Consider the following 20,910-nt stretch of genomic DNA (forward strand, 5'->3'; position numbering starts at 1 on the left):
AATCACTAGATGAAGAAAATAATATTCTTTTTTGGGCTGCTTGTCCTTTTTTCAAGTTGTAATAAGGATCTGGTTGAAAAGCCGAATAACCTTATTGATAAAGGAACAATGATTGATATTATGTATGATATGTCACTTTTGAATGCATTGAAGTATCAAAATTCTAATACATTATACAGTAATAATATCAATCCAAAGACTTACGTTTATAAAAAGTATAAAATAGACAGTCTACAGTTTGTGAAGAGCAACGCTTATTATGCAGCTGATTATGGGGAATACAAAAAGATGTTTGATGCTTTAAACGACCGATTGAAAAAGGAGAAAGCAAAGGCAGATTCCATGATTAAAAAAGAGCAAAAAAAGGCAGATGCACTTAGAAAAACAAAAGCGAAAAAAACGCAAGACTCTATAGCGAAAGCAAAAAAAGAGAAAGAATTAAAAGCTAAGTAATAGGAATAATTATAATTTTATAATCTTTTTTATATAATCATGAACGTCTATGAATTCTATATTCAAGGCGTTTTTTATTTTTTCATTAGAAAATAAATCATTTGAATAAGAAGATCTGGCTGAAGCTCTGCTAAGTTGTCTCTTCTTGCCAAAAATATTCGATGCTATCCAGTCAAGTTTATATAATGTATTCATTATAAAAGGAGTTGCATAGTATTTGGGTCTTTTGACTTTTAGGGAATCAGCTATAGTGAATAACAGATTTTGAAAAGTAATGTTTTGGCTTATAAGTGTGAATCGTTCACCATGAATTTCGCTTTTCATTAAATGATACATTGTGCTGACTATGTCAGAAACGGCAATAAAACCTGTAGATCCTTTGGTGTAAAAAGACAGTCCATTTTTTACTTTCGTAAAAAGCTCACCACTTCCTTGGTTCCAAAACCCGGGACCAATGATTACTCCGGGATTTATAATGACAACTTCAAGTCCCTCTTGTAAACCTCGCCAAACTTCCATTTCGGCACCATATTTTGAAATTGCATAATCGCTATGTGGTTTTTCGGGATTCCATTCGGTTTCTTCAGTGATAATAGATTCGTGTTCCGCCAAGTCGCCAAGAGCAGCTATAGAGCTTACATGGCAAAGTTTTTTGATATCGTTGGTCAAACAAAAATTAACAATGTTTGCAGTGCCTTCAATATTGGTTTTCCGAACAAGATCTTCATCTTTTGGGTCAAAAGAAATTAAGGCAGCACAGTGATACACTTGGTCGATTCCAACAAATGCACTTTCCAGAGAAGGAATGTCAAGAACATCAGCTTGGAGCCAATGAATCGAATCGTAGAGAGCTTCTTTCTTGTATAATGAAAAAAGAGATTTTGTTTTTTGAATGCTGTCTTGATTTCTATAGATAGCACGAACATTTTCACCTTTTTCTATTAGGTGAATTAAAAGATGTGCGCCCACTAAACCAGTTCCTCCTGTGACTAATACCATATTTACAAATGTATTATTTATAATTGAAAAAAGAGATTTCTTTGTGTTTGTATAATTTTTTTTGCAATAGCTTAAAAGTATTGATTTTGTTGTGAGTTAAATGGTTGATTTTTAGGTTTATTTGTTGGGATTTAAAGGAGGCTGTTCTTTTGTATTTGTGGTTTCTGTTATTTAAGTCAGATTTATGGTGTGTTTTCGATATAAGGATTTAATAAAAAAGCAGGAGATATTCCTGCTTTTTTGATTTTAATATAATGTGTATATCCTTAATAACTACTTGTTTGTTAGTTACAAAATTTTATAGCCTAAAATAATACTAAATGATTTATAATTAGCATCGGAATTTGGGTAGTCTGCCAACAGATCTTTGGCTGTATTCATTCTCATTTCTAGGCTAACGGTGTTTTTATAGTTGTATCCAAAGCCAAATGCAAAGTTGGGACCTGTTCTGCTGTGATAGTATTCGGTTTGATCGTAGCTTATAGTTGCCTTTCCATTTACATCAAAAACATATGCGAGATTTATAAAAAGCTTTGATGTTTTGTTTAAAAACATATAATGTCTTACTCCGACTGGTATTTCAACAGAGGAATACTCTATTTTAGCATGATATATTACGTCTTTTGTGTTTTGAAAAAAACTTTTTACTGAATAAGGTGATTCGTTCTCATATTTTTGATAAGTTGGATCAATAAATACACTCCACTTGTTTTTATTATAAGGTAGTATGTATTCTCCTTCAAAACCTATTTTGAATATAGTTTTGTTATTTGCATCGACATTTAAATTATAATCATTGCGATCTGGTATGTTTAATGAAACAAAGTTTATACTAGGGGTTATTCTTAAAAAAAGTTCTCCTTTCGTAGTTTTTGTTTTTGTTTTTAAACCTGAAGGATTGGCGCACTTGTTGTACTCAATAAAGTAATTAGTTAATTCAGGCCTTTTATAAGTTAATTTTCTAATGTCATTAGGGGTAGTATTACCACATCTTACATTGTCAAACAATTGTTTTTGATAAGCATTGTTTTGAGTTATATTTTGAGTTCCTTCATTCTGTAACTCAGAAATATATCTTAAGTAAATGAGTTGCTCTAATTTTGAGTTCGGAGTTTGATAGAAGAATCTTTTTATTTCTTCACCAGTATATTCATATAGATTAGCAGCATCGCCCTCTACTAATATTTTTAGGAAAATAGTTTCTTCTGTCCAAGTTGGATTCTCGTTAGTGGTTAAATTTTTAACTTCATCTGATGTACGATCTATTTGTACTTTAAATCGTTTGTAAGTACTCTCATTTTCTATTCCGAATTCTTGTACTGCTGAAATGGTTTCAACTTTAGATTCAGAATCATTTAATTGTAATTTATATTTAAACTCTGTAGGAGTGTTTTTCCAATCTAAGTTTTTTATAAAACACTCTGTTCGGGTTCCATCGTTAGATATAAAATATCCTTTTTCAAAGGATATTTGTGCATTGGAGAAAGCATAATAAAAGAATAAAATAATAAGTAATGATTTTTTCATATGTAAATAGTGAATTTTTCGCGAAAGTATTATTTATTTTATTAAATACTGTGTAATGGCAAGAAAATAATCAATTATTTAAGATTTGTTGTAAAATTGAAATTCTTTCAACTTACAGACTTTATAGTATTATCATTGGTAAAGGAATTAATTATATTTGCACAAATTATTTAAAGAAATGAAAAATATAATTTCCGAATTACAATGGCGTGGCTTAGTGCACGACATCATGCCAGGAACTGAAGAGCAACTTTTAAAAGAAATGACGACTACCTATATAGGATTTGATCCCACATCAGATTCATTGCATATCGGGAGTTTAGTGCCAATTATTTTGTTAGTTCACCTTAAGAATTTTGGGCATAAACCAATCGCTTTGGTTGGTGGTGCTACAGGAATGATTGGGGATCCTTCCGGGAAATCTGATGAGAGAAATTTATTGGATGAAGCTACTTTAAATTATAATGTTGAAGGTATAAAAGCGGTTTTGTCTCGTTTTTTAGATTTCAATGGCACTGCAGCAAATGCTCCGGTTTTAGTAAATAATTACGACTGGATGAAAGGGTTGTCATTTATTAATTTTGCTCGTGATGTCGGTAAACGTATTACGGTAAATTATATGATGGCCAAAGACTCTGTGAAGAAAAGATTATCTGGTGAAGGAGAAGGAATGTCTTTTACTGAGTTTACTTACCAATTGATTCAAGGTTACGATTTTTATCATTTGCATAAAGAATACAATTGTTTGTTGCAAATGGGAGGTTCTGATCAATGGGGAAATATCACTACTGGAACCGAATTAGTACGCAGAATGAATGTGGGTGAGGATGCCAAAGCTTTTGCAATGACCTGTCCTTTGATTACGAAAGCAGATGGTTCTAAATTTGGAAAATCCGAAGGTGGAAATGTGTGGTTGACGGCAGATAAAACTTCTGTATATAAATTTTACCAGTTTTGGTTGAATACTACTGATATTGATGCTGAGAAGTATATTAAAATCTTTACTTTCTTAGATAAAGAAACAATAGATGCTTTGATTGAAGAGCATAAAGTAGCTCCACATTTAAGAGTTTTACAGAGAAAATTAGCTGAAGAGTTAACGATTTTTGTGCACTCTAAAGAAGAATTAGAGAAAGCGATTAAAGCTTCTAATATTCTTTTTGGAAATGCTACTGCCGATGATTTAAAACAATTGGATGAAACCACTTTTCTAGAAGTTTTTGATGGAGTTCCTCAAGCTGAGATTTCTAAAGCTGATATAGAAAACGGAATTGATATTATTCATGTTCTGAATGAGAAAACAGGATTCTTTAAGTCGAATGGAGAGGCGAGAAGAGCTTTGACGGCTAATTCAATTTCTGTGAACAAAGAAAAAGTAAACGAAACATTTGTGCTTTCTGCAAAAGATCTGATTAACGATCAGTTTGTTTTGTTGCAAAGCGGAAAGAAAAATTATTTTGTGATTAGAGTGATTTAGTAACTATGAAAGTCTTTTTTTAGACTACCATCAAATTACAACCTCGAATATCAGAATTATCAAAACGTCCCAATACTTCGAAAGTAGTATTGGGATTTTTTTTACCCAAATCCTGTGTAGCAATAAATGAGCAAGAGTTGATGTTGGCTAGGTCAATTACGTTGATTCCGCCGGTTTTACCATCCTGTATATAAGTTAGAGCGTCTTCGGTATCGCGAATGTGAATTTGCATCCAAGAGGGGCATTCAAACACGCCCTCACCCAAGGAATAGGCTTGAGAAAGTAATTCGGTCATGCCATATTCAGAATGTATGGCTTTAACTCCAAAACCTTCGCATAACTGTTTGTGTAATTCTTCCCGAATCATTTCTTTGCGTTTACCTTTCATACCACCAGTTTCCATAATGATGGTGTGCTGCAATTGGAATGTTCTTTTTTCGATTAAATCCAATAAGGCATAGGTAACTCCAATCAAGATTACATTTTGTCCCGCTTGGTCTAAATCGATAAGCTTTTGGATTAATTCATCGTGATTGTTGAGGTAAAAACCACTATCACTGTTGTTGGTTAATTGTATTAAATCTTCAACCATATAGATTAAGGAAGAGCCTTCTCTTTCTAGATAGGAAGGAAGTAAAGCCAAAACAACGTAATCTTCAATGTTTCCGTAAAATTGCGAAAACCCTTTACGATAGCTTTCTTCATAGATTGAAACGTCGGTAACCAAATGTTTACTAGTTATGGCTCCAGTTGTTCCGCTACTGGTAAAAGTAGTTTGAATCAGGTTCTGGTTTGAAACAACATTATGACTTTTGAAAAACTGAATGGGTAAAAAAGGAATTTGATGTAGCGATTTTACCTTTTGTGGATTTGTTTTTAATAATTTACAAAATTCCTGGTAGACTAAATTGTTTTCATACTGAAAGCGGAACACTTTTAGTGCTATTTTTTCAAATTGTTTTTGGCTGGAAATGGTAAATATGTCGTTGGCTGTAATCAAGTTTCTTTTTTTTACAAAGATATTATTATTTTGATGCTTTTGAGTATTAACTTAAAGCTTCTGGGAAGGGAACGGCAAAAAAAAAGTTCCAAAATATTTTGGAACTTTTTTGATTTATTTGAGAGGAATTACCTTACTATTAATTTTCTACTGCTAGTTGCATCTTCTTCGATGATTTTTATAATATAAACACCAGGAAGCAAGTTAGAAACATTGAGCTCTTTAGAGTCAATTTTAGTTTGTAATACTTTTTTTCCTAAAACGTCAAAAATAATGATTTCTTTTTCTAAGTCATTTTTTGAAGTAATGTATACTTTACCAGTAGTTACAGGGTTTGGGTACAAGCTCAACCCTTCAATCGAAGCGTTTTCTTGTAGTCTTGGCTGTTGCTTATTATCTTGCGCTGTTGCACTAATAGTAAAGAAAAAAGCCAATAAAAGAGTAATATAAAAGTAGTTTTTGGTCATTAGCTTCGAAATTTGACAGTAAATATAAGGAAAAAAATATAATAAAAATAAAAAAATACCTCTCATTTTTTGAGAGGTATTTTTAGTATTGAAAATTGTAATTATTATTTTAGATTTTTAAGCAAATCTACACCGTCAACTGTACACCAAGCACCAGTAGTTAAATCTGCTCCTGTAGCGGTAGTGCTTGTTGTCCAGTTTGATGCTGGAACAAAACTTGCTGCAGTCACTGTAAAAGTATTAACTCCTGAAATAAAGGTAATAGGTGAGTTAGTGATTTTTACATTGTTTAATTTGATTTTTCCTCCTGCAACTTGGTGATCATATGTAACTTTGTCTAATATTTGAATCACACCGCCATTAAATGCTGTAGGAGTAGTTTGGCTACCATAACCATCAATTACGATGTTACTGTAATCTCCATTTCCTTCTTTTTTGAATTGAATTGCATCCAATTGAATTTCACTCTGTGCTTCTGTAGTTGTACCTGCAGCTCTTTTTAGAGTGATGTTAGTAACTTTTGGCCAGAAATTATTGTCAACACTTTTAGATTCTACTTCTAGTCCGTAGTTTGCAACACCTACTTGGTAAGCAAACCAGTTTGTGTTCTCTTGACCTCTCCATCCATCTTGCCAGTCAAAAGCGTCATCAGAATTACCATAAGAGATTGAGTTTTTCAAACTTACTGTTCCTCCATAAAATTCAAAACCATCATCATTACCTTTGTAGGATACTAAATGATCTAACACAGTTCCAGAACCAACAGAGTAGAAAGAGAATCCATTATTTTCTTTGCTGTTAGTTGTGATTACTTGTCCAGCATATTCAACTCTTACATATGTTAATGAACCTCCATTGTGTGCTGCGTTTGAACCACCATATGATAATCCTAAACCATCCTCTGAGATTGCTGTTTGTGGAGCAGGAGCACTAGCTGAATTTACAATTGGAGCATCTCCATACATAATAATACCAGCCCAAGAACCTCCTACTTTAGATTTTTCAGTAAAAACTATAGGAGCACTAGCAGTACCATTAGCAATTAATTTTCCTCCATTTAATATTATAAGACCATTTTGTCCAGTAGTTTTGTCACAAGTAATTGTAGAACCAGCTGCAATAGTAAGAGTTACTCCACTGTTAACTTTAACCATTCCTTTTAATGTATAATTACCATAAGGATACGTTTTGTTTTCTGTAAAGGTTCCAGTTATTTCTCCTGTTGCTGCAGGAACTGCAGTTACAGTTACTGTTTTTGTTACTGGTGCAGCTGCTCCAGGAACTGTATATGTTATTACAGATGAACCTATAGTTACCCCTGTAATTACCCCAGTTTTTGCATCAATTGTTGCTACAGCAGGTGCAGCACTTGTATAAGTTCCTCCTGTAGTTGTACTAGAAAATGTAGTAGTTGATCCTACAATGACACTTTCTGTACCAGTTAATGGTGCTACTGTGATTGGATCATCACTGTTACTACATGATGTAATAAATAAGCCTAAAGACATTGCTAAAGCTAAAATTTTTGTTCTCATAGTTTTTGTGTTATTTTCATAATTTGATATGCCAAAAGTACTTTGTGAATTCGGAGTAAATGTTATCTTATAATTACAAAAAAGTTATTAAAATCAGTAGATAATGTAAAGCTAATATTAAGAGTGTTTAAAAAAATAAAGTCCCATACATGGGACTTTATTTTTTTAAACACTTAAAGGATTGTGTAGTTTTTTATTGATATAAAATTTTTCCAGATTTAACCTGTTTGTTGTCTGATACAATTTTATAGTAGTATATTCCTTTTGGATAATTTGATGGGATATCCCATTTCACGATTTGATTTGGAGTAGTAATTCCTTTAAAAACTGTTTGCGTTTTTTTCGATTTTTCAGAATAAATAATTATTTCCATTTCTTTATTGCTAGAAAAATTTGTTGTGAAATTTACAGAGCCTGATGAAGGATTTGGATAAACAGTAGATGTTAATGTGTTTTCTTGCTGCAAAGATCTAGATGTAATACCATTAATGCTTAGACCATTACTTATTGATGTTTTTCCGGATGATACTTTTCTGATTAATCTCGCTGAGTTATCTATTTGTGATATTCTATTAATTAGTTCTTGATAAGGAGTTAAATCTAGGTCTTTGGTAGTTTCGTCAAAATCTATAGCATCTCCTGTATAATATATTGACCAAGAATATTTATAAATCCCTATTCCTCCAGTAGGTATTCCTCCAGTTACTTGCTTATTATTAATCGATATAATGTTGTTTTGTATGTCAGAAATATGCGGTATCTCAAGTGCGTTACTCCTTGAATATTTGCCTGCTGACTGAATGTTTCTTATTATTTCAAAATTTTTAGATGAATTAAAATATCTATCGAATTCAGGAGAATGGAGGATATAGGAGAATGATGTGTCAGGTAATTCACTCGAGTCTCCATCTTCATCAATTATATACCAAGTGTATATATATGAATTGGCGCCCCCTCCTCCTGTTGGTAAGCTACCTTCAATCAATACTCCATTTAGTTGTGTCAGATTAAAGGCAATTGTATTATTTAAAATAGGAGGAGCTTTAATTACTGTTATCGTAATTTCGTTACTATTACCTATGTTTGATCCTAATATGTTTTTTCTAAAATATGTTGTTGTAACAAGAGGAGTTCCTGGGTAATAATAAAAACTTGTTGCACCAGGGATAGGTGTGAAAACACCATCTATAGTTTTGTACCATTGAAATGTATAATTGCCTGCTCCCGAACTTATCAATGGAGGGGCGGTGTCGCCTTCTGTTATTGTTATGGTGGTAGTTGGCCAAGATCCTATATAGATTAATTCAGGAGGTGTTACTGGAGGAGATGTAGTTGATCCAGCTTTATAATTCACAGTAATTTTAATCATTTCAGATTCATTTTGAAAACAACTTCCGTTTGTAGAAAATTTGTAAGTAATTTAAGTGTCTGTTGTTACAGTTTTTTTGAACTTAAATCTTATCGTTGTATTTTGTCCTGGTGTCAATATGTTTCCATTTGTATAACTCTGTGATTGAATTCCATCATTGTTGCCACATGACAAGGTAGCGTTAAGAAATATAGGATTACTACTGCTACCATAGCAGTTAACTAAAACATCGACCGTTCCTTCTACTCCTGAATTAAGGTTTATTGTATTAGAAAGGGGGCTATAACTTAGTGTATTTTGCGAAAAAGCCATTTCTGTAAAAAAAAGCAAAAAAATTAATTTTATATTTTTCATAATTTATATGTTATTTTTTGATTTTGATATACTAAAAGTACTCTGGGAGTTTAGATTATAGGTTACTTAATGATTACAAAAAAGTTACTAAAATCAACATATAATGTAGAGCAAAGATTATTTGATTTTTATTTATTAAAAAAGCCCTGTGTTTACAGGGCTTTAGCGAATGATTAATTGTCTGTTCTTCTAAAAAGTATAAGATATGTTCATAGAAAAACCTATGCCTTTTTTATATTCTTTAATTGTTAAATCGCTTTCAGTAATTGGAATTCTGTTGTTTTCACCTAATTCTATTTTGTAGCTTGGGTTTAATAGGTTATCTGCAGAAAATTTAACATCAAATTTATCTGAAATTTTATTTTGCCAAATAAAATCAAGTTTACCAAACGGCATTTCATAATAATTATCTAATCCATTTGTTCCCACTGCATAGATTCGTTTGCTATAGATATTGTATACCAAAGTCATTGAGCTTTTCCATTTTTTGCTAAATTCAGAATCATATTTAATATCAGCGTTTAATATCCAAGGTGATGCTCCTTGCAGTTTTCTTGATGGATTATCATCTTTTGCAATAGTTTCTGGACTGTTAATACCATTTTTAGAAGTTTCAATAGTTACTTTTGTATCCATTAATGATGCATTAGCACCCAAAGAGAAATTAGATAAAGAATTTGAAATTCTTTCAAATTGGAATAAGAATTCTAATTCGGCACCATAAAGTAGAGCTTGTTTAGAATTGCCGTATGTTATAATTTGTCCACCACTTCCAGCTGAATTTGTAAATAATCTTTCAATAGGATTATCTATTATTTTATTAAAAATTGTAGCAGAAATTAATTCCTTATTTGTTGGGAAAAACTCGTATTTTAAATCAAAGTTGTAATTGTCACTGTTAATTAATGAAGGATTACCTTGTTCTATAGTACCGTCAGGATTTACAAATTCTAGAGGATAAGACTCCATTATTACAGGCCTTGTAATTGTTTTTGAGGCTGCAAATCGTAAGTTTGATTTTTCATTTAAAATATATCTTGTATTGAAAGAAGGTAAAAAATCTGTTTTGTCATCTTTTTTTGTTATAAAAGGATCTGTAAAACTTCCTGATGTTTTATATTTTGTATCTCTATTAGTCTGTTCTACTCTTGCGCCTGCATTTAATTCTATTTTTTCGCCAAATTTGAAGGCTAGATCTAAGTATCCAGCATTAATGAACTCTTCTAACATTGCTTTGTATGTTGAGTTTGTTCCTTCGGTATAGGTGAAATTATTTTTTAAAATCTCACTTTTAAAATATTCATCAGGAGAGTTTGTAGGGAAAGTAGCAGAGTTTGAGTCTAGTCTTTGTGATACTAAAAATCTGAATTCAGATCCAATTTTATTCACATATCCGCTATATCCTGCAGTAAGCTTGTTTGATTTACTTAAGTCTTCATTGCCAAATTTCCAGCTGTATTCAAGTAATCCTGAGATATGTTGCTCGCCATCAAAATCAAGATATTGTCTAGCTATACTATTACCGGAATAGGATATCGAAGTTGTGTTGTCATCAATCTTAACACCCTTGAAAGATTTTCTGTCTGGAAGTTCATACTGTGTTGTAGAGTATGAAATACCAGATTTTATATTGTGTCTTTCATTCTCAGTCAGTTTGTAATTGCCAAATAACTGTGTGTTTAAAAAAATTGATTCTTGTAATTCATTCATTCTAATAAAACCATTTGTTTGTGTTGTATTAGAATTCGTATAACCTAGCTGATCTTGTATTAAATTTTGATTCGATTTTAGATAGATGGTATTTGATGTAACTGAAAGCCTTTTTGTTTTATAAGTTAAAGCAGCCAATACAGAAGAGTTCGTTATAAATTTGTATTGCGTTGTAACTAAATCATTGTCATAGTTTCCTTGTGCTGTATTGAAAAATCTGTCGGCACCACTTCTAATTTGAAATTTATTTTCATAGTTAAATGAAATCAAGTATTGAAATATGTTTTGGTTTTTGCCTAGATTAAATTTTTCTGAATGAAGGATTCCAAAATTTGTGTTTAAAGGAGAAATATCGCTTTTAACGTCAAAACCTGATCCAAAACCGTTTGCCGCTTGATCTGCGGTTAATGTTTGATTACTTGGGGTTTCTGTTAATACAGATGGTAAATCTCTTTCATTGCCAGAGAATCCAAAAAAATCAGATGTAGAGGTTGCATCTTGCGAAATAAGGAATTTTTTTAGGTTATTGTTTATAGTATAACCAGCTCCAAAATTAATTTTAGTTTGACTTTTTCCAGAGTTTGCTGTTACTATATTAAAAGTTCCTCCAGCAAAATCTCCGTATAAATTAGTGTTGAAAGTTTTGTAGGTTTCTAAAACACTTACAATGTCGGTTGGAAAAATATCTAATGGGATAATTTTTTTAAATGGATTGTTTGAAGGTACCGCTAAGTCATTAAGCAGTAAATTATTATAACGATCTTCCAGTCCTCTCACAAATAAACCACGTGATTCTACTTTTGTAATTCCTGTTATTTTGGTTAAGCCTTCCTCAACATCACTAACTCCTTTTCTTGACATCTCTTGCGCACCAATACTTTGTTTAATAACAACAGCATTTTTTTGTTCTAAAAGTAATGCAGTTTCTTTTTCTCTTGTTACGTTTGATTTGATAACTACATCTTTTAATTTGTAACTTCCAGATCCCAATGAGTTGTTTAGAGTAACAGTTTCATTTGCAACAACAGTTACTGGAACTTCTATAGGGTCATAACCAAGAAAGCTAAATTGAATAGTATAACTTCCAGGAGCAATCGTAATCATATATTTTCCATCAATATCTGTATTAACACCTATTTTAGTACCTTTGATAAGCACATTTGCAAAAGGTAAGGCTTGATTGTTGGAATCTTTGTCTAATAAAACACCAGATATTGTTCCTTTGCCTTGTGAGAAACCAATAGCACAAATAAATAGTGTAAAGAATAGAAATTTTAATTTCATTTTGTTTAGTATTTAATTTTCTGCAAATAAATGGCGGGATTCTAGTCTTTGTGTTAACACCGGGTTATGAATGAATGTCATAATTATTATGAAATCGTTAACAGATTAAATTAAAGTTAAGTCCGCTTTTTTGTTATTGATACTTGCAGTTTATTACTACTTTTACATTGCAATAAAAAGTCATTGTACATCAAATAAGATGAAGTGCGATGGAAAAACTTAATTTTTGCTATTTTATGAAGAAAAGAAACACCAAGATTCTTCTGGTTGATGATGAACCAGATATTTTAGAAATTGTAGGCTATAATTTAGCGCATGAAGGGTATCAGATTGTAACAGCTACTAATGGTAAAGAAGCTATTGAAAAAGCAAAAAAAGAATTACCGGATCTTATCATAATGGATGTGATGATGCCAGAGATGGATGGAATGGAAGCTTGCGAGAATATTAGAAAAATTCCAGAGCTAAATAATGTAATTATTACTTTTTTGACTGCCAGAAGTGAGGACTATTCACAAGTTGCAGGTTTTGATGCCGGTGCGGATGATTATATTACCAAACCTATTAAGCCGAAATTACTGGTAAGCAAAGTAAAAGCTTTGTTAAGAAGGTTGAAAGAACAAGAACAAAGTAGTGAAACCCTTAATGTGGGTGGAATAGAAATCAATCGTGAGGAATATAAAATCGTCAAGAACAGTATAGAGATTGCTCTGCCGAGAAAAGAATTTGAACTTTTTTATTTATTAGCTTCTAAGCCTGGAAAAGTGTTTAAAAGAGAAGAAATCCTAGATAAAGTCTGGGGAAATGACGTAGTTGTTGGAGGAAGAACTATTGATGTTCATATCCGAAAACTTCGTGAAAAAATTGGAGATGATCTTTTTAAAACCATAAAAGGGGTAGGTTATAAATTTGAAGTTTAAATAAATGGTAACTTTAAAGATTTTTTAAATATCTTTTTAGTAACCATAATATTTGCATTCCCATTATATAATGAAAATTAATTTCAAGAAAAGTTACAAGTTTGCTATAAAATCGGCTTTGTTTATCAGTTTATTTGTGTCCGGTTTTAGCATGATTCTTTCAGCATTACTGTTCAAATCTACTTTTGGTAGTGTTCTATTGTTTGGATTTATCAGTGTGTTCTTTGTTTATTTGTTTTCGTTTTTTGTTTTACAGTATAGGGTAGAACGCTTTATATACAGAAGAGTTAAGAAAATCTATGATGATGTTTCGCTCTTAGAGTCAAGTACTTTTATAAACAAACCCATAACAACCGATATGGAAACTTTGACTAGGGAAGTAAAGAAATTTGCTACCGATAAAAAGTTAGAAATAGAAATGTTGCAGGTTCGTGAGGAGTATAGAAGAGAGTTTTTAGGGAATGTATCCCATGAGCTTAAAACCCCTTTGTTTACAGTACAAGGTTATTTGTCTACTCTTATTGATGGTGCTATGGACGATAAATCCATTAGAAAGAAATACTTGAAACGTGCCGAAAAAGGAGTAGAACGATTGATTTACATTGTCGAAGATTTGGATATGATAACCAAATTAGAATCAGGGGATTTGAACCTAGAGTTTACAAAATTTGATATCGTAAAACTGATTCAGAATGTATTTGATTTATTAGAGATGAAAGCCGATAAAAAGAACATCACATTGGCATTCGAAAATGATAACATTCAGCCCATTTTTGTAAATGGAGATAAAGATAAAATTCAACAAGTAGTTGAAAATTTGATTGTAAATTCTATAAAATACGGAAAAGAAGGTGGTTTGACCGAAGTTTCTATAGTGAATTTGACCAATAAAAAAGTATTGGTTCGGGTTACGGATAATGGAGAAGGAATAGAAGTCCAAAATATACCACGTCTTTTTGAACGATTTTATAGAGTTGATAAAAGCGGTTCTCGCACCGAAGGAGGTTCAGGATTAGGACTTGCAATAGTGAAACATATTATTGAAGCCCATAAAGAAAAAATTTATGTTGAAAGTGAATTTGGCATAGGTTCGGAGTTTTCTTTTACCCTTGAAAAGACATTTATTACGGATCAATTAGGGCTCAAGAAAAATAAAAATAAGTCATAAATTTATATTCTAAAATACAATTTAAAATTCTGGAAGTTAATGTTTTGGCGGGTTTGGAGCATAAAATAGCTTTTATTTAATTTAAAGAAAAAACCTGTTAACATTAAATTATCACCTATATAACATTGAGTTAACCTTAACTTAACATTGCAGTGTCACCTTTGCAGCAAAATTAACATTCATATTAAAAGAAAATGAAAAAAGTTATAGTTGCAATGGCGGTGTTGTGCTTTGGCGTTGCAAGTGCTCAAGAAGTTACTAATGATTCAATTAAGCCAATTAGCATTGATTCATTACAACAAGCAATAAATATGCATCAATTAAAATTTGATGCATTGAATGAACAACTATCTCCTTTACAAGAAGAAGTTGATAGAATGTCTAAGTTGAAAATTTCTGGTTACATGCAAGTGCAGTACGAGATGTATAATTATCAAGATGTGCCAACTGCTACAGGTCCGCTTCAATTGAAACCAGGAACTGCAGAAACGAATGTACCGTTAACTACGAATCCTACCGATGTTACCAATTCATTTGTGATAAGAAGAGCAAGGGTAAAATTTACTTATAAGCCTATTGAAGGGGTAGCATTCGTTTTGCAACCTAATTTTTCTTTTAGCGCGGTGACTTTGAAAGATGCTTATGTTCAGTTGAATGACCCTTGGTTAAACACTTTTCAATTATGGGTAGGGCAATTCAATAGACCTGATTATGAGGTAGAATTTTCTTCAAGAGACAGAATAATATTGGAAAGAAGTAGAATGACAACAATTTTATATCCTCAAGAAAGAGATTTGGGAGCAAAGTTTGTTGTTGATTTTGTAAATAAATATGAAATTCCTTTGAAAATTGATTTTGCGGCATTTAATGGAAACTTCGGAGAAGGACCAATTGCTAATCAAGTTTCGGATGTAGATAGTGATAAAGATATAGTGGTAAGAGCAACTTATTCATTGAAGTTTCCAAATGCAGGTTTAGGAATCGACTTTGGAGGGAATGGTTATTTTGGAAAAAATACTGTTTTTGCAGCTGGTACTTATAGTGATATTAATAACAATCCATTTACAGCAGCAGTTGGAGATAAGTTAGATAAACATTGGATTGGAGCTGAGCTTCAGCTATACTATGATGTTTTAGGTGGTTTTGCTTTAAAATCTCAATTTAACAAAGGGGTTATCTCTGGTACTTCTGGTGCTGCAATCATTAATAATAATCCTTCTTTTAATTTTAGTGGAGAAAGAGAATTTATAGGATACTATGTAACATTAGAGAAAAACTTTGGATCTAAATATCAAGCAGCGGTTCGTTATGACTCATGGGATCCAAACGCAAGATTATCAGGTGATGCAGTAACTGTAGCTCCGGATTTGAGAGTACATACTTGGTCATTTGCTTTTGACTATTTCTTTAATAATTACACAAAAATCGCTTTAGGATATTCAATGCCAATAAACGAGACGAGTTCAACAGTTGGTGGAATTTATAATAGTGATGTAAAAAATAATACAACAACCTTGAGATTTCAAGTTAGTTTCTAAAATGATTTTATTTTAAAATCCAGAAGTATTTTATTTACATATAAGAGACTATTATCACTCGTGAAATAGTCTCTTATTGTTTCTGTAAATATTCTTATGTTACTGGTATTCAGCGATGTTAATAGCTTTCTGGTTATGCTACTTTTTATTTATTGTAAAATTATTGTAAAAATGGCTAAATGGTAAAGATTGAATAATACTTGCTTAACATAGACTTAACGTAGCGGTTTTACTTTTGTCAAAAATTAAAAGACACTTAAAAATGAATACAACAAAATTTAAAATAGCAACTCTTTTAGTAGTGGTAATGACTATTGGATTTTCATTCACTACAATAAATAAAGTTACCGTAAAAGGGTCGGATACTATGGTTATTTTGTCTCAAAAATGGGCCGAAGTATACATGAAAAAAAATCCAGGAACATCAATACAAGTTACAGGTGGAGGATCTGGAGTAGGTTTAGCAGCATTAATTAATGGATCTACAGATATTGCAAATTCAAGTCGTCCTATCAAACCTTCTGAAGTAGAAAAATTAAAAGCAAGATACGGTTCTTTAGGAGTTGAAATTCCTTGTGCTAAAGATGGTTTGTCAGTATATTTAAATAAAGCTAATCCAGTAACTGCACTTACATTGAAACAAATTGGACAAATTTTTGCTGGGAAAATAACAAACTGGAAAGAAGTTGGTGGTGCTGATGCTCCTATTAAATTATATGGTAGAGAAAGTAGTTCTGGAACATTTGGTTTCTTTAAAGACAATGTGGTTAAAACAGATTTTGCTCCAACTTGTCAAACATTGCCTGGAACAGCTGCAATTGTAAATGCTGTTAAAAAAGATAAAAATTCAATAGGTTACGGTGGAGCAGCTTATGCAGAAGGTGTAAAAGATTGTGGTGTAAAGAAAGACGATAAAAGTCCAGCAATTTTACCAACTGCAGCTACTATCAAAAACAAAACATATCCTATCACAAGATACTTGTACATGTATTTAAAATCAAGACCAACAGGTGAGACTAAAGAGTTTATCGATTGGATTTTGAGTCCTGCAGGTCAAGGTTTAATAGAAGAAGTAGGGTACTATCCTTTAAAATAATAAGTAAAGTATCCCTCATTTTTTAATGAGGGATGTTTTTATGTTTTTTTCTAAATGAAATCGCCAAAATTGCAAAGCACAGATTTAAAAAAATGGCGATACTATATCCCTTTAAAAGAGATATTAGCTTCATATGAATTCTTAGATAAATAGGATGAAATGGGCATGAATGTAAAATAGGTTGAAAGTGCTAATAACCTCATGCAAATTACATGTGACTAATAAAAAACAATAAAATCAACACATGAACCCCCAATTACCCATAAAACAAGTTTTTACTAAAGAAAGTTTAAAAAAACAATTCAGGCTTTCCGAATTTCTTGCCGAAAAAATTATATCGTCGATTGCCTTTTTATCAATAGCTATTATTTTTTTAATTTTCATTTTTGTTTTTAAAGAGTCTTTACCCATATTTAATTCAGGAAATGGAGCTAAGGAAAAAACAGAAATTAAAGCTGAAGCTACAGGTAAGCCGGAAGCTTATGGTACCGAAGTTGCTGAGGATTTAAAACCAGAATCTTATGGTGCTGAAACAAAGGAGGAATTAAAACCGGAGTCTTACGGTACGGAACCGAAAGAGGATCTGAAACCAGAGACGTATGGTTCTGAACCTGTTTCTCAAGAGGATTTAAAGCCAGAAAGTTACGGAGATACTCCAAAGGAAGACTTAACGGTAGCATCGCCAGAAGATGAGACGATGAATGCTGTTTCAGAAAACAAAGAAGGTAGTGATAAAACGTGGGATACTTTTCTAACAACAGAATGGGTACCCGTTTCCGAGAATCCAAGATTTGGAATGTTAGCGTTGTTAATAGGTACTTTAAAAGTGACTATCATTGCAATGCTTATTGCAGGACCATTAGCGGTTCTTGCAGCATTATATACTTCGTGTTTTGCCTCAAAGAGGGTGAAAGAAATCATTAAACCAATTATTGAAATGTTAGCTGCTTTCCCATCTGTAGTTATTGGTTTTTTTGCTCTGATGGTATTGGCCACATTTTTTCAAAATGTATTTGGTTACGATTCTAGATTGAATGCTTTTATTGGAGGTGTAGCTATGGCCTTGGCAGCTATTCCTATCATTTATACGATTTCTGAAGATGCTTTGGCAGCTATTCCTAAAACCTATACCGAAGCAAGTTTAGCATTGGGAGCCAGTAAATGGCAAACTGCATTTTTTGTGGTTTTGCCTGCAGCGACACCTGGTATTTTTGCAGCTTTGTTGTTAGGAGTAGGAAGGGTTTTTGGAGAAACGATGATTGCGCTAATGGCAACTGGAAATGCAGCCTTAGTGTCTGCCAATCCTTTTGAAAGTGTGAGAACATTTGCAGCAACCATTGGTTCTGAAATGGCAGAAACCGTTTTTGGAGATACTCATTATAGTGTTTTGTTTTTTATTGGGTCTTTACTTTTCATATTCTCATTTGCCTTAAATGCTGTTGCAGAATTTTATGTAAAAGGCAAATTGTTGAAAAAATTCCAAGGTAAATAATTATGGATAAAATTATAAATGAATCAGAAGATCACTTTTTTTCAAGTAAAAAGAGTATTTCGGATATAAAAGGAAAGGTTTTTATAGGAATCACACAAATAGCAGTGTTCTTAATCATTGCAACACTTTTTATCATTCTTGGAATTATAGTCTATCAAGGGCGTTCTAAGTTTTCTTGGGAGTTTATCTCTCAATTCCCTACTAATGGTATGACAGAAGGAGGAATATTTCCTGCTTTAATAGGGACTTTTATACTAGTAATCGTAATGTCTATAGCGGCGGTTCCTTTTGGGACTATTACGGCACTCTACTTAACGGAGTATGCTCGTGAAGATTCTAAGTTTGCTGCAGCAGTTCGATTCTCAGTACGTACACTTGCAGTGGTTCCTTCAATAATATTTGGTCTTTTTGGTCTTGGGTTTTTTATCCAATTTTTGGGTGCTGGAGCCGATACCGCTTTTAATGGAGGTCAATTGCGTTGGGGACAACCTAATATCCTTTGGGCAAGTTTAACGATGTCTTTATTGACATTGCCGGTTATTATTGTATCTGTTGAAGAAGCATTGAAAACAATCCCACGCGAATTAAGAGAAGCGAGTTTAGCACTTGGTGCAACCAAATGGCAAACTATTAGAAAAGTGGTGCTTCCGGGTTCTGTATCTGGAATTATGACAGGTACAATTCTCGCAGTAAGTAGAGGTGCAGGAGAAGTAGCTCCAATATTATTTACGGGGGCGGCATATTATTTGGCTACATTGCCAGGTTCACTAAGTGATCAATTCATGAACTTGGGATATCATATTTATATTATGTCTACCCAATCTTCGGATGTGGAGAAAACAATGCCAATACAGTTTGCTACAACTTTAGTGTTATTAATTTTGACATTATCTCTAAACGTAGTTGCTGTAATTATTAGATCAAGAATAAGAAGAAAAGCAAAATAATATTTAGACTGACTAAATAGATTATTATTTTAGACATAACAAGTAAACAATGAAAGATATAAAAATAAAAGTAAATGATTTATCATTATACTACGGTGAAAAAAAGGCTTTGAATGATATTACAATGGATATCCCTGCCAATAAAGTTACCGCTTTAATTGGACCTTCGGGTTGTGGAAAATCTACTTTTTTGAGATGTATCAATAGAATGAATGACCTTATACCAAGTGTTTCTATTACTGGTAAAATGCTGGTTGAAGGAGTTGATATTTATGACAAGAATGTTGATGTTGTTAATATTAGAAAGAAAATCGGGATGGTTTTTCAAAAATCAAACCCATTCCCAAAATCTATTTATGAGAACGTTGCTTATGGTCCTCGTATTAATGGAATAAAAGATAAAGCACAGTTAGACGAAATTGTAGAAACCTCTTTGCGTCAAGCCGCCATTTGGGATGAGTTAAAAGATCGTTTGGATGATTCAGCTTTAGGGCTTTCCGGAGGACAACAACAACGTTTGTGTATAGGAAGAACATTAGCTGTAAGCCCGGATATTATTTTGATGGATGAACCAGCAAGTGCATTAGATCCAATTTCGACTTCTAAAATCGAAGAATTAGTGCATCAGTTAAAAGAGCAATATACTATCATTATCGTGACGCACAATATGCAACAAGCTGCCAGAACGAGTGATCATACTGCCTTTTTTTATATGGGTGAATTGATTGAAATGGGCAAAACAAATTCTATATTTACAAAACCGGTACAAAAGCAAACCGAGGATTATATAACAGGTAGATTTGGATAAAAGGTTTATAGAAAGATTTAAAGATTAAAAAATTTCATAATTCCTGAATCGTTAAGTTTTTAAATAAAAAAAGATGAGTACACATTTCGAAATAGAATTAGATAAGTTAAAAAATATTATTGAAAAAATCGGGAAATTGGCTGAAGGCCAAGTGAGCGAATCAGTAAAAAAACTTTTGCAGGAGCCGGAAGTGGCTGAAGCGAAAAGCATCAAAAAAACAGAAAATAAAATTGACAAATTAGATATAAAAATCGATGAAATTTGTCAACGCATTTTTGCTTTGCAACAACCCGTTGCTTCTGATTTACGTTTTATAATGTCTGCAATGCAAATTAGCAACGAGATTGAACGAATTGGAGATTTATCAATAAGTATCGTAAAAAGATCAAAGAATATTAAAGAGAAACACGATCTGATTGTTAAGTTCAATATAGCCGATGTTGCCAGACAAGTAGAGTTAATTACGGTAAAGACCAATAATTGTTTTATGACTCGTAATGAAAATGTTATTGGAGAGATTTTTGTACTGAACAACGAGATCAGAAAGAATTGCGAAGACGCAATACACGATATTATAAATGAAATGAAAGTAAATTCTAAGGCTGTAGTTTCAGGAACTAATTTGGTGATTATTTTAAAGCATTTAGAGCGAATTTCTGAGCATTGTACCAACATTGCAGAATACGTTTACTTTATGATAAATGCTAAAATTATCAAACACGATAAATTTGATGATTTAGAATCGGAAGATTAGTATTTCTCATTA

The 20,910-nt window shown here is 32.2% G+C and carries 18 protein-coding genes; 10 read left to right on the forward strand and 8 right to left on the reverse strand.

Translation table 11 applies throughout. The annotated features are described in order from the left end of the window. Positions 1 to 9: 9 nt before the first annotated feature. On the forward strand, positions 10 to 453 hold the full coding sequence (locus OZP08_RS05450) for a DUF4296 domain-containing protein (RefSeq protein ID WP_281323171.1): 444 nt from the start codon (positions 10 to 12) through the stop codon (positions 451 to 453). A 9-nt stretch (positions 454 to 462) separates the two neighbouring features. Here the strand turns inward: OZP08_RS05450 and OZP08_RS05455 are convergent, their stop codons facing one another. After that, complete coding sequence (locus OZP08_RS05455) at positions 463 to 1,452, reverse strand: NAD-dependent epimerase/dehydratase family protein (protein WP_281323172.1); 990 nt, start codon at positions 1,450 to 1,452, stop codon at positions 463 to 465. Between the two features lie 288 nt (positions 1,453 to 1,740). Further along, on the reverse strand, positions 1,741 to 2,979 hold the full coding sequence (locus OZP08_RS05460; RefSeq protein WP_281323173.1) for a tRNA modification GTPase: 1,239 nt from the start codon (positions 2,977 to 2,979) through the stop codon (positions 1,741 to 1,743). Between the two features lie 178 nt (positions 2,980 to 3,157). Here OZP08_RS05460 and tyrS point away from each other — a divergent pair, with 178 nt between their 5' ends. Then, on the forward strand, positions 3,158 to 4,456 hold the full coding sequence (gene tyrS, locus OZP08_RS05465; protein WP_268848662.1) for a tyrosine--tRNA ligase: 1,299 nt from the start codon (positions 3,158 to 3,160) through the stop codon (positions 4,454 to 4,456). 19 nt (positions 4,457 to 4,475) lie between these two features. Here the strand turns inward: tyrS and OZP08_RS05470 are convergent, their stop codons facing one another. From OZP08_RS05470 to OZP08_RS05495, 6 genes are all read right to left on the reverse strand, one after another. Continuing rightward, entirely contained in the window at positions 4,476 to 5,456 is a 981-nt protein-coding gene (locus tag OZP08_RS05470) for a LuxE/PaaK family acyltransferase (protein WP_281323174.1), read from the reverse strand. A gap of 128 nt (positions 5,457 to 5,584) precedes the next feature. Next, positions 5,585 to 5,923: a T9SS type A sorting domain-containing protein gene (locus OZP08_RS05475; RefSeq protein ID WP_281323175.1), complete on the reverse strand. Its 339-nt coding sequence runs from the start codon at positions 5,921 to 5,923 to the stop codon at positions 5,585 to 5,587. Positions 5,924 to 6,027: 104 nt separating this feature from the next. Further along, entirely contained in the window at positions 6,028 to 7,458 is a 1,431-nt protein-coding gene (locus OZP08_RS05480; RefSeq protein WP_268848664.1) for a hypothetical protein, read from the reverse strand. Positions 7,459 to 7,651: 193 nt separating this feature from the next. Beyond that, on the reverse strand, positions 7,652 to 8,827 hold the full coding sequence (locus OZP08_RS05485; RefSeq protein ID WP_281323176.1) for a DUF8696 domain-containing protein: 1,176 nt from the start codon (positions 8,825 to 8,827) through the stop codon (positions 7,652 to 7,654). Positions 8,828 to 8,878: 51 nt separating this feature from the next. After that, positions 8,879 to 9,181, reverse strand: coding sequence for a hypothetical protein (locus OZP08_RS05490; protein WP_281323177.1), 303 nt, complete (start codon positions 9,179 to 9,181; stop codon positions 8,879 to 8,881). 189 nt (positions 9,182 to 9,370) lie between these two features. After that, the gene (locus tag OZP08_RS05495) at positions 9,371 to 12,175 is read right to left on the reverse strand and encodes a TonB-dependent receptor (RefSeq protein ID WP_281323178.1); all 2,805 of its coding nucleotides are present in this window, start codon (positions 12,173 to 12,175) and stop codon (positions 9,371 to 9,373) included. Positions 12,176 to 12,411: 236 nt separating this feature from the next. Between OZP08_RS05495 and OZP08_RS05500 the strand changes: the two genes are divergently transcribed. From OZP08_RS05500 to phoU, 8 genes are all read left to right on the forward strand, one after another. Continuing rightward, positions 12,412 to 13,095 (forward strand): response regulator transcription factor, encoded by a 684-nt coding sequence (locus OZP08_RS05500; protein WP_281323179.1) that lies wholly within the window; start codon positions 12,412 to 12,414, stop codon positions 13,093 to 13,095. 70 nt (positions 13,096 to 13,165) lie between these two features. After that, a complete protein-coding gene (locus OZP08_RS05505; RefSeq protein ID WP_281323180.1) occupies positions 13,166 to 14,263 on the forward strand; it encodes a sensor histidine kinase in 1,098 nt (365 codons plus the stop codon). Positions 14,264 to 14,457: 194 nt separating this feature from the next. Further along, on the forward strand, positions 14,458 to 15,801 hold the full coding sequence (locus OZP08_RS05510; RefSeq protein ID WP_268848671.1) for a porin: 1,344 nt from the start codon (positions 14,458 to 14,460) through the stop codon (positions 15,799 to 15,801). Between the two features lie 262 nt (positions 15,802 to 16,063). Further along, entirely contained in the window at positions 16,064 to 16,897 is an 834-nt protein-coding gene (locus tag OZP08_RS05515) for a PstS family phosphate ABC transporter substrate-binding protein (RefSeq protein WP_268848672.1), read from the forward strand. 244 nt (positions 16,898 to 17,141) lie between these two features. Further along, positions 17,142 to 18,389 (forward strand): phosphate ABC transporter permease subunit PstC, encoded by a 1,248-nt coding sequence (gene pstC / locus OZP08_RS05520; protein ID WP_281323181.1) that lies wholly within the window; start codon positions 17,142 to 17,144, stop codon positions 18,387 to 18,389. Positions 18,390 to 18,391: 2 nt separating this feature from the next. After that, entirely contained in the window at positions 18,392 to 19,336 is a 945-nt protein-coding gene (pstA, locus tag OZP08_RS05525; protein ID WP_281323182.1) for a phosphate ABC transporter permease PstA, read from the forward strand. Between the two features lie 49 nt (positions 19,337 to 19,385). Continuing rightward, positions 19,386 to 20,144 (forward strand): phosphate ABC transporter ATP-binding protein PstB, encoded by a 759-nt coding sequence (gene pstB / locus OZP08_RS05530; protein WP_281323183.1) that lies wholly within the window; start codon positions 19,386 to 19,388, stop codon positions 20,142 to 20,144. 73 nt (positions 20,145 to 20,217) lie between these two features. Then, a complete protein-coding gene (phoU, locus tag OZP08_RS05535; RefSeq protein ID WP_281323184.1) occupies positions 20,218 to 20,898 on the forward strand; it encodes a phosphate signaling complex protein PhoU in 681 nt (226 codons plus the stop codon). Positions 20,899 to 20,910 lie beyond the last annotated feature (12 nt).

Source organism: Flavobacterium aestivum (assembly GCF_026870175.2).
GTDB lineage: Bacteria > Bacteroidota > Bacteroidia > Flavobacteriales > Flavobacteriaceae > Flavobacterium > Flavobacterium aestivum.

Excerpts from the sequence above, each read along its gene's own strand:
- OZP08_RS05480 (WP_268848664.1), bottom strand. The coding sequence starts at position 7,458 with ATGAGAACAAAAATTTTAGCTTTAGCAATGTCTTTAGGCTTATTTATT.
- phoU (WP_281323184.1), top strand. The coding sequence starts at position 20,218 with ATGAGTACACATTTCGAAATAGAATTAGATAAGTTAAAAAATATTATT.
- OZP08_RS05495 (WP_281323178.1), bottom strand. The coding sequence starts at position 12,175 with ATGAAATTAAAATTTCTATTCTTTACACTATTTATTTGTGCTATTGGT.
- OZP08_RS05460 (WP_281323173.1), bottom strand. The coding sequence starts at position 2,979 with ATGAAAAAATCATTACTTATTATTTTATTCTTTTATTATGCTTTCTCC.
- OZP08_RS05500 (WP_281323179.1), top strand. The coding sequence starts at position 12,412 with ATGAAGAAAAGAAACACCAAGATTCTTCTGGTTGATGATGAACCAGAT.
- OZP08_RS05515 (WP_268848672.1), top strand. The coding sequence starts at position 16,064 with ATGAATACAACAAAATTTAAAATAGCAACTCTTTTAGTAGTGGTAATG.
- OZP08_RS05505 (WP_281323180.1), top strand. The coding sequence starts at position 13,166 with ATGAAAATTAATTTCAAGAAAAGTTACAAGTTTGCTATAAAATCGGCT.
- OZP08_RS05475 (WP_281323175.1), bottom strand. The coding sequence starts at position 5,923 with ATGACCAAAAACTACTTTTATATTACTCTTTTATTGGCTTTTTTCTTT.
- OZP08_RS05510 (WP_268848671.1), top strand. The coding sequence starts at position 14,458 with ATGAAAAAAGTTATAGTTGCAATGGCGGTGTTGTGCTTTGGCGTTGCA.
- tyrS (WP_268848662.1), top strand. The coding sequence starts at position 3,158 with ATGAAAAATATAATTTCCGAATTACAATGGCGTGGCTTAGTGCACGAC.
- pstA (WP_281323182.1), top strand. The coding sequence starts at position 18,392 with ATGGATAAAATTATAAATGAATCAGAAGATCACTTTTTTTCAAGTAAA.
- OZP08_RS05490 (WP_281323177.1), bottom strand. The coding sequence starts at position 9,181 with ATGAAAAATATAAAATTAATTTTTTTGCTTTTTTTTACAGAAATGGCT.
- OZP08_RS05485 (WP_281323176.1), bottom strand. The coding sequence starts at position 8,827 with ATGATTAAAATTACTGTGAATTATAAAGCTGGATCAACTACATCTCCT.
- pstC (WP_281323181.1), top strand. The coding sequence starts at position 17,142 with ATGAACCCCCAATTACCCATAAAACAAGTTTTTACTAAAGAAAGTTTA.
- OZP08_RS05450 (WP_281323171.1), top strand. The coding sequence starts at position 10 with ATGAAGAAAATAATATTCTTTTTTGGGCTGCTTGTCCTTTTTTCAAGT.
- pstB (WP_281323183.1), top strand. The coding sequence starts at position 19,386 with ATGAAAGATATAAAAATAAAAGTAAATGATTTATCATTATACTACGGT.
- OZP08_RS05455 (WP_281323172.1), bottom strand. The coding sequence starts at position 1,452 with ATGGTATTAGTCACAGGAGGAACTGGTTTAGTGGGCGCACATCTTTTA.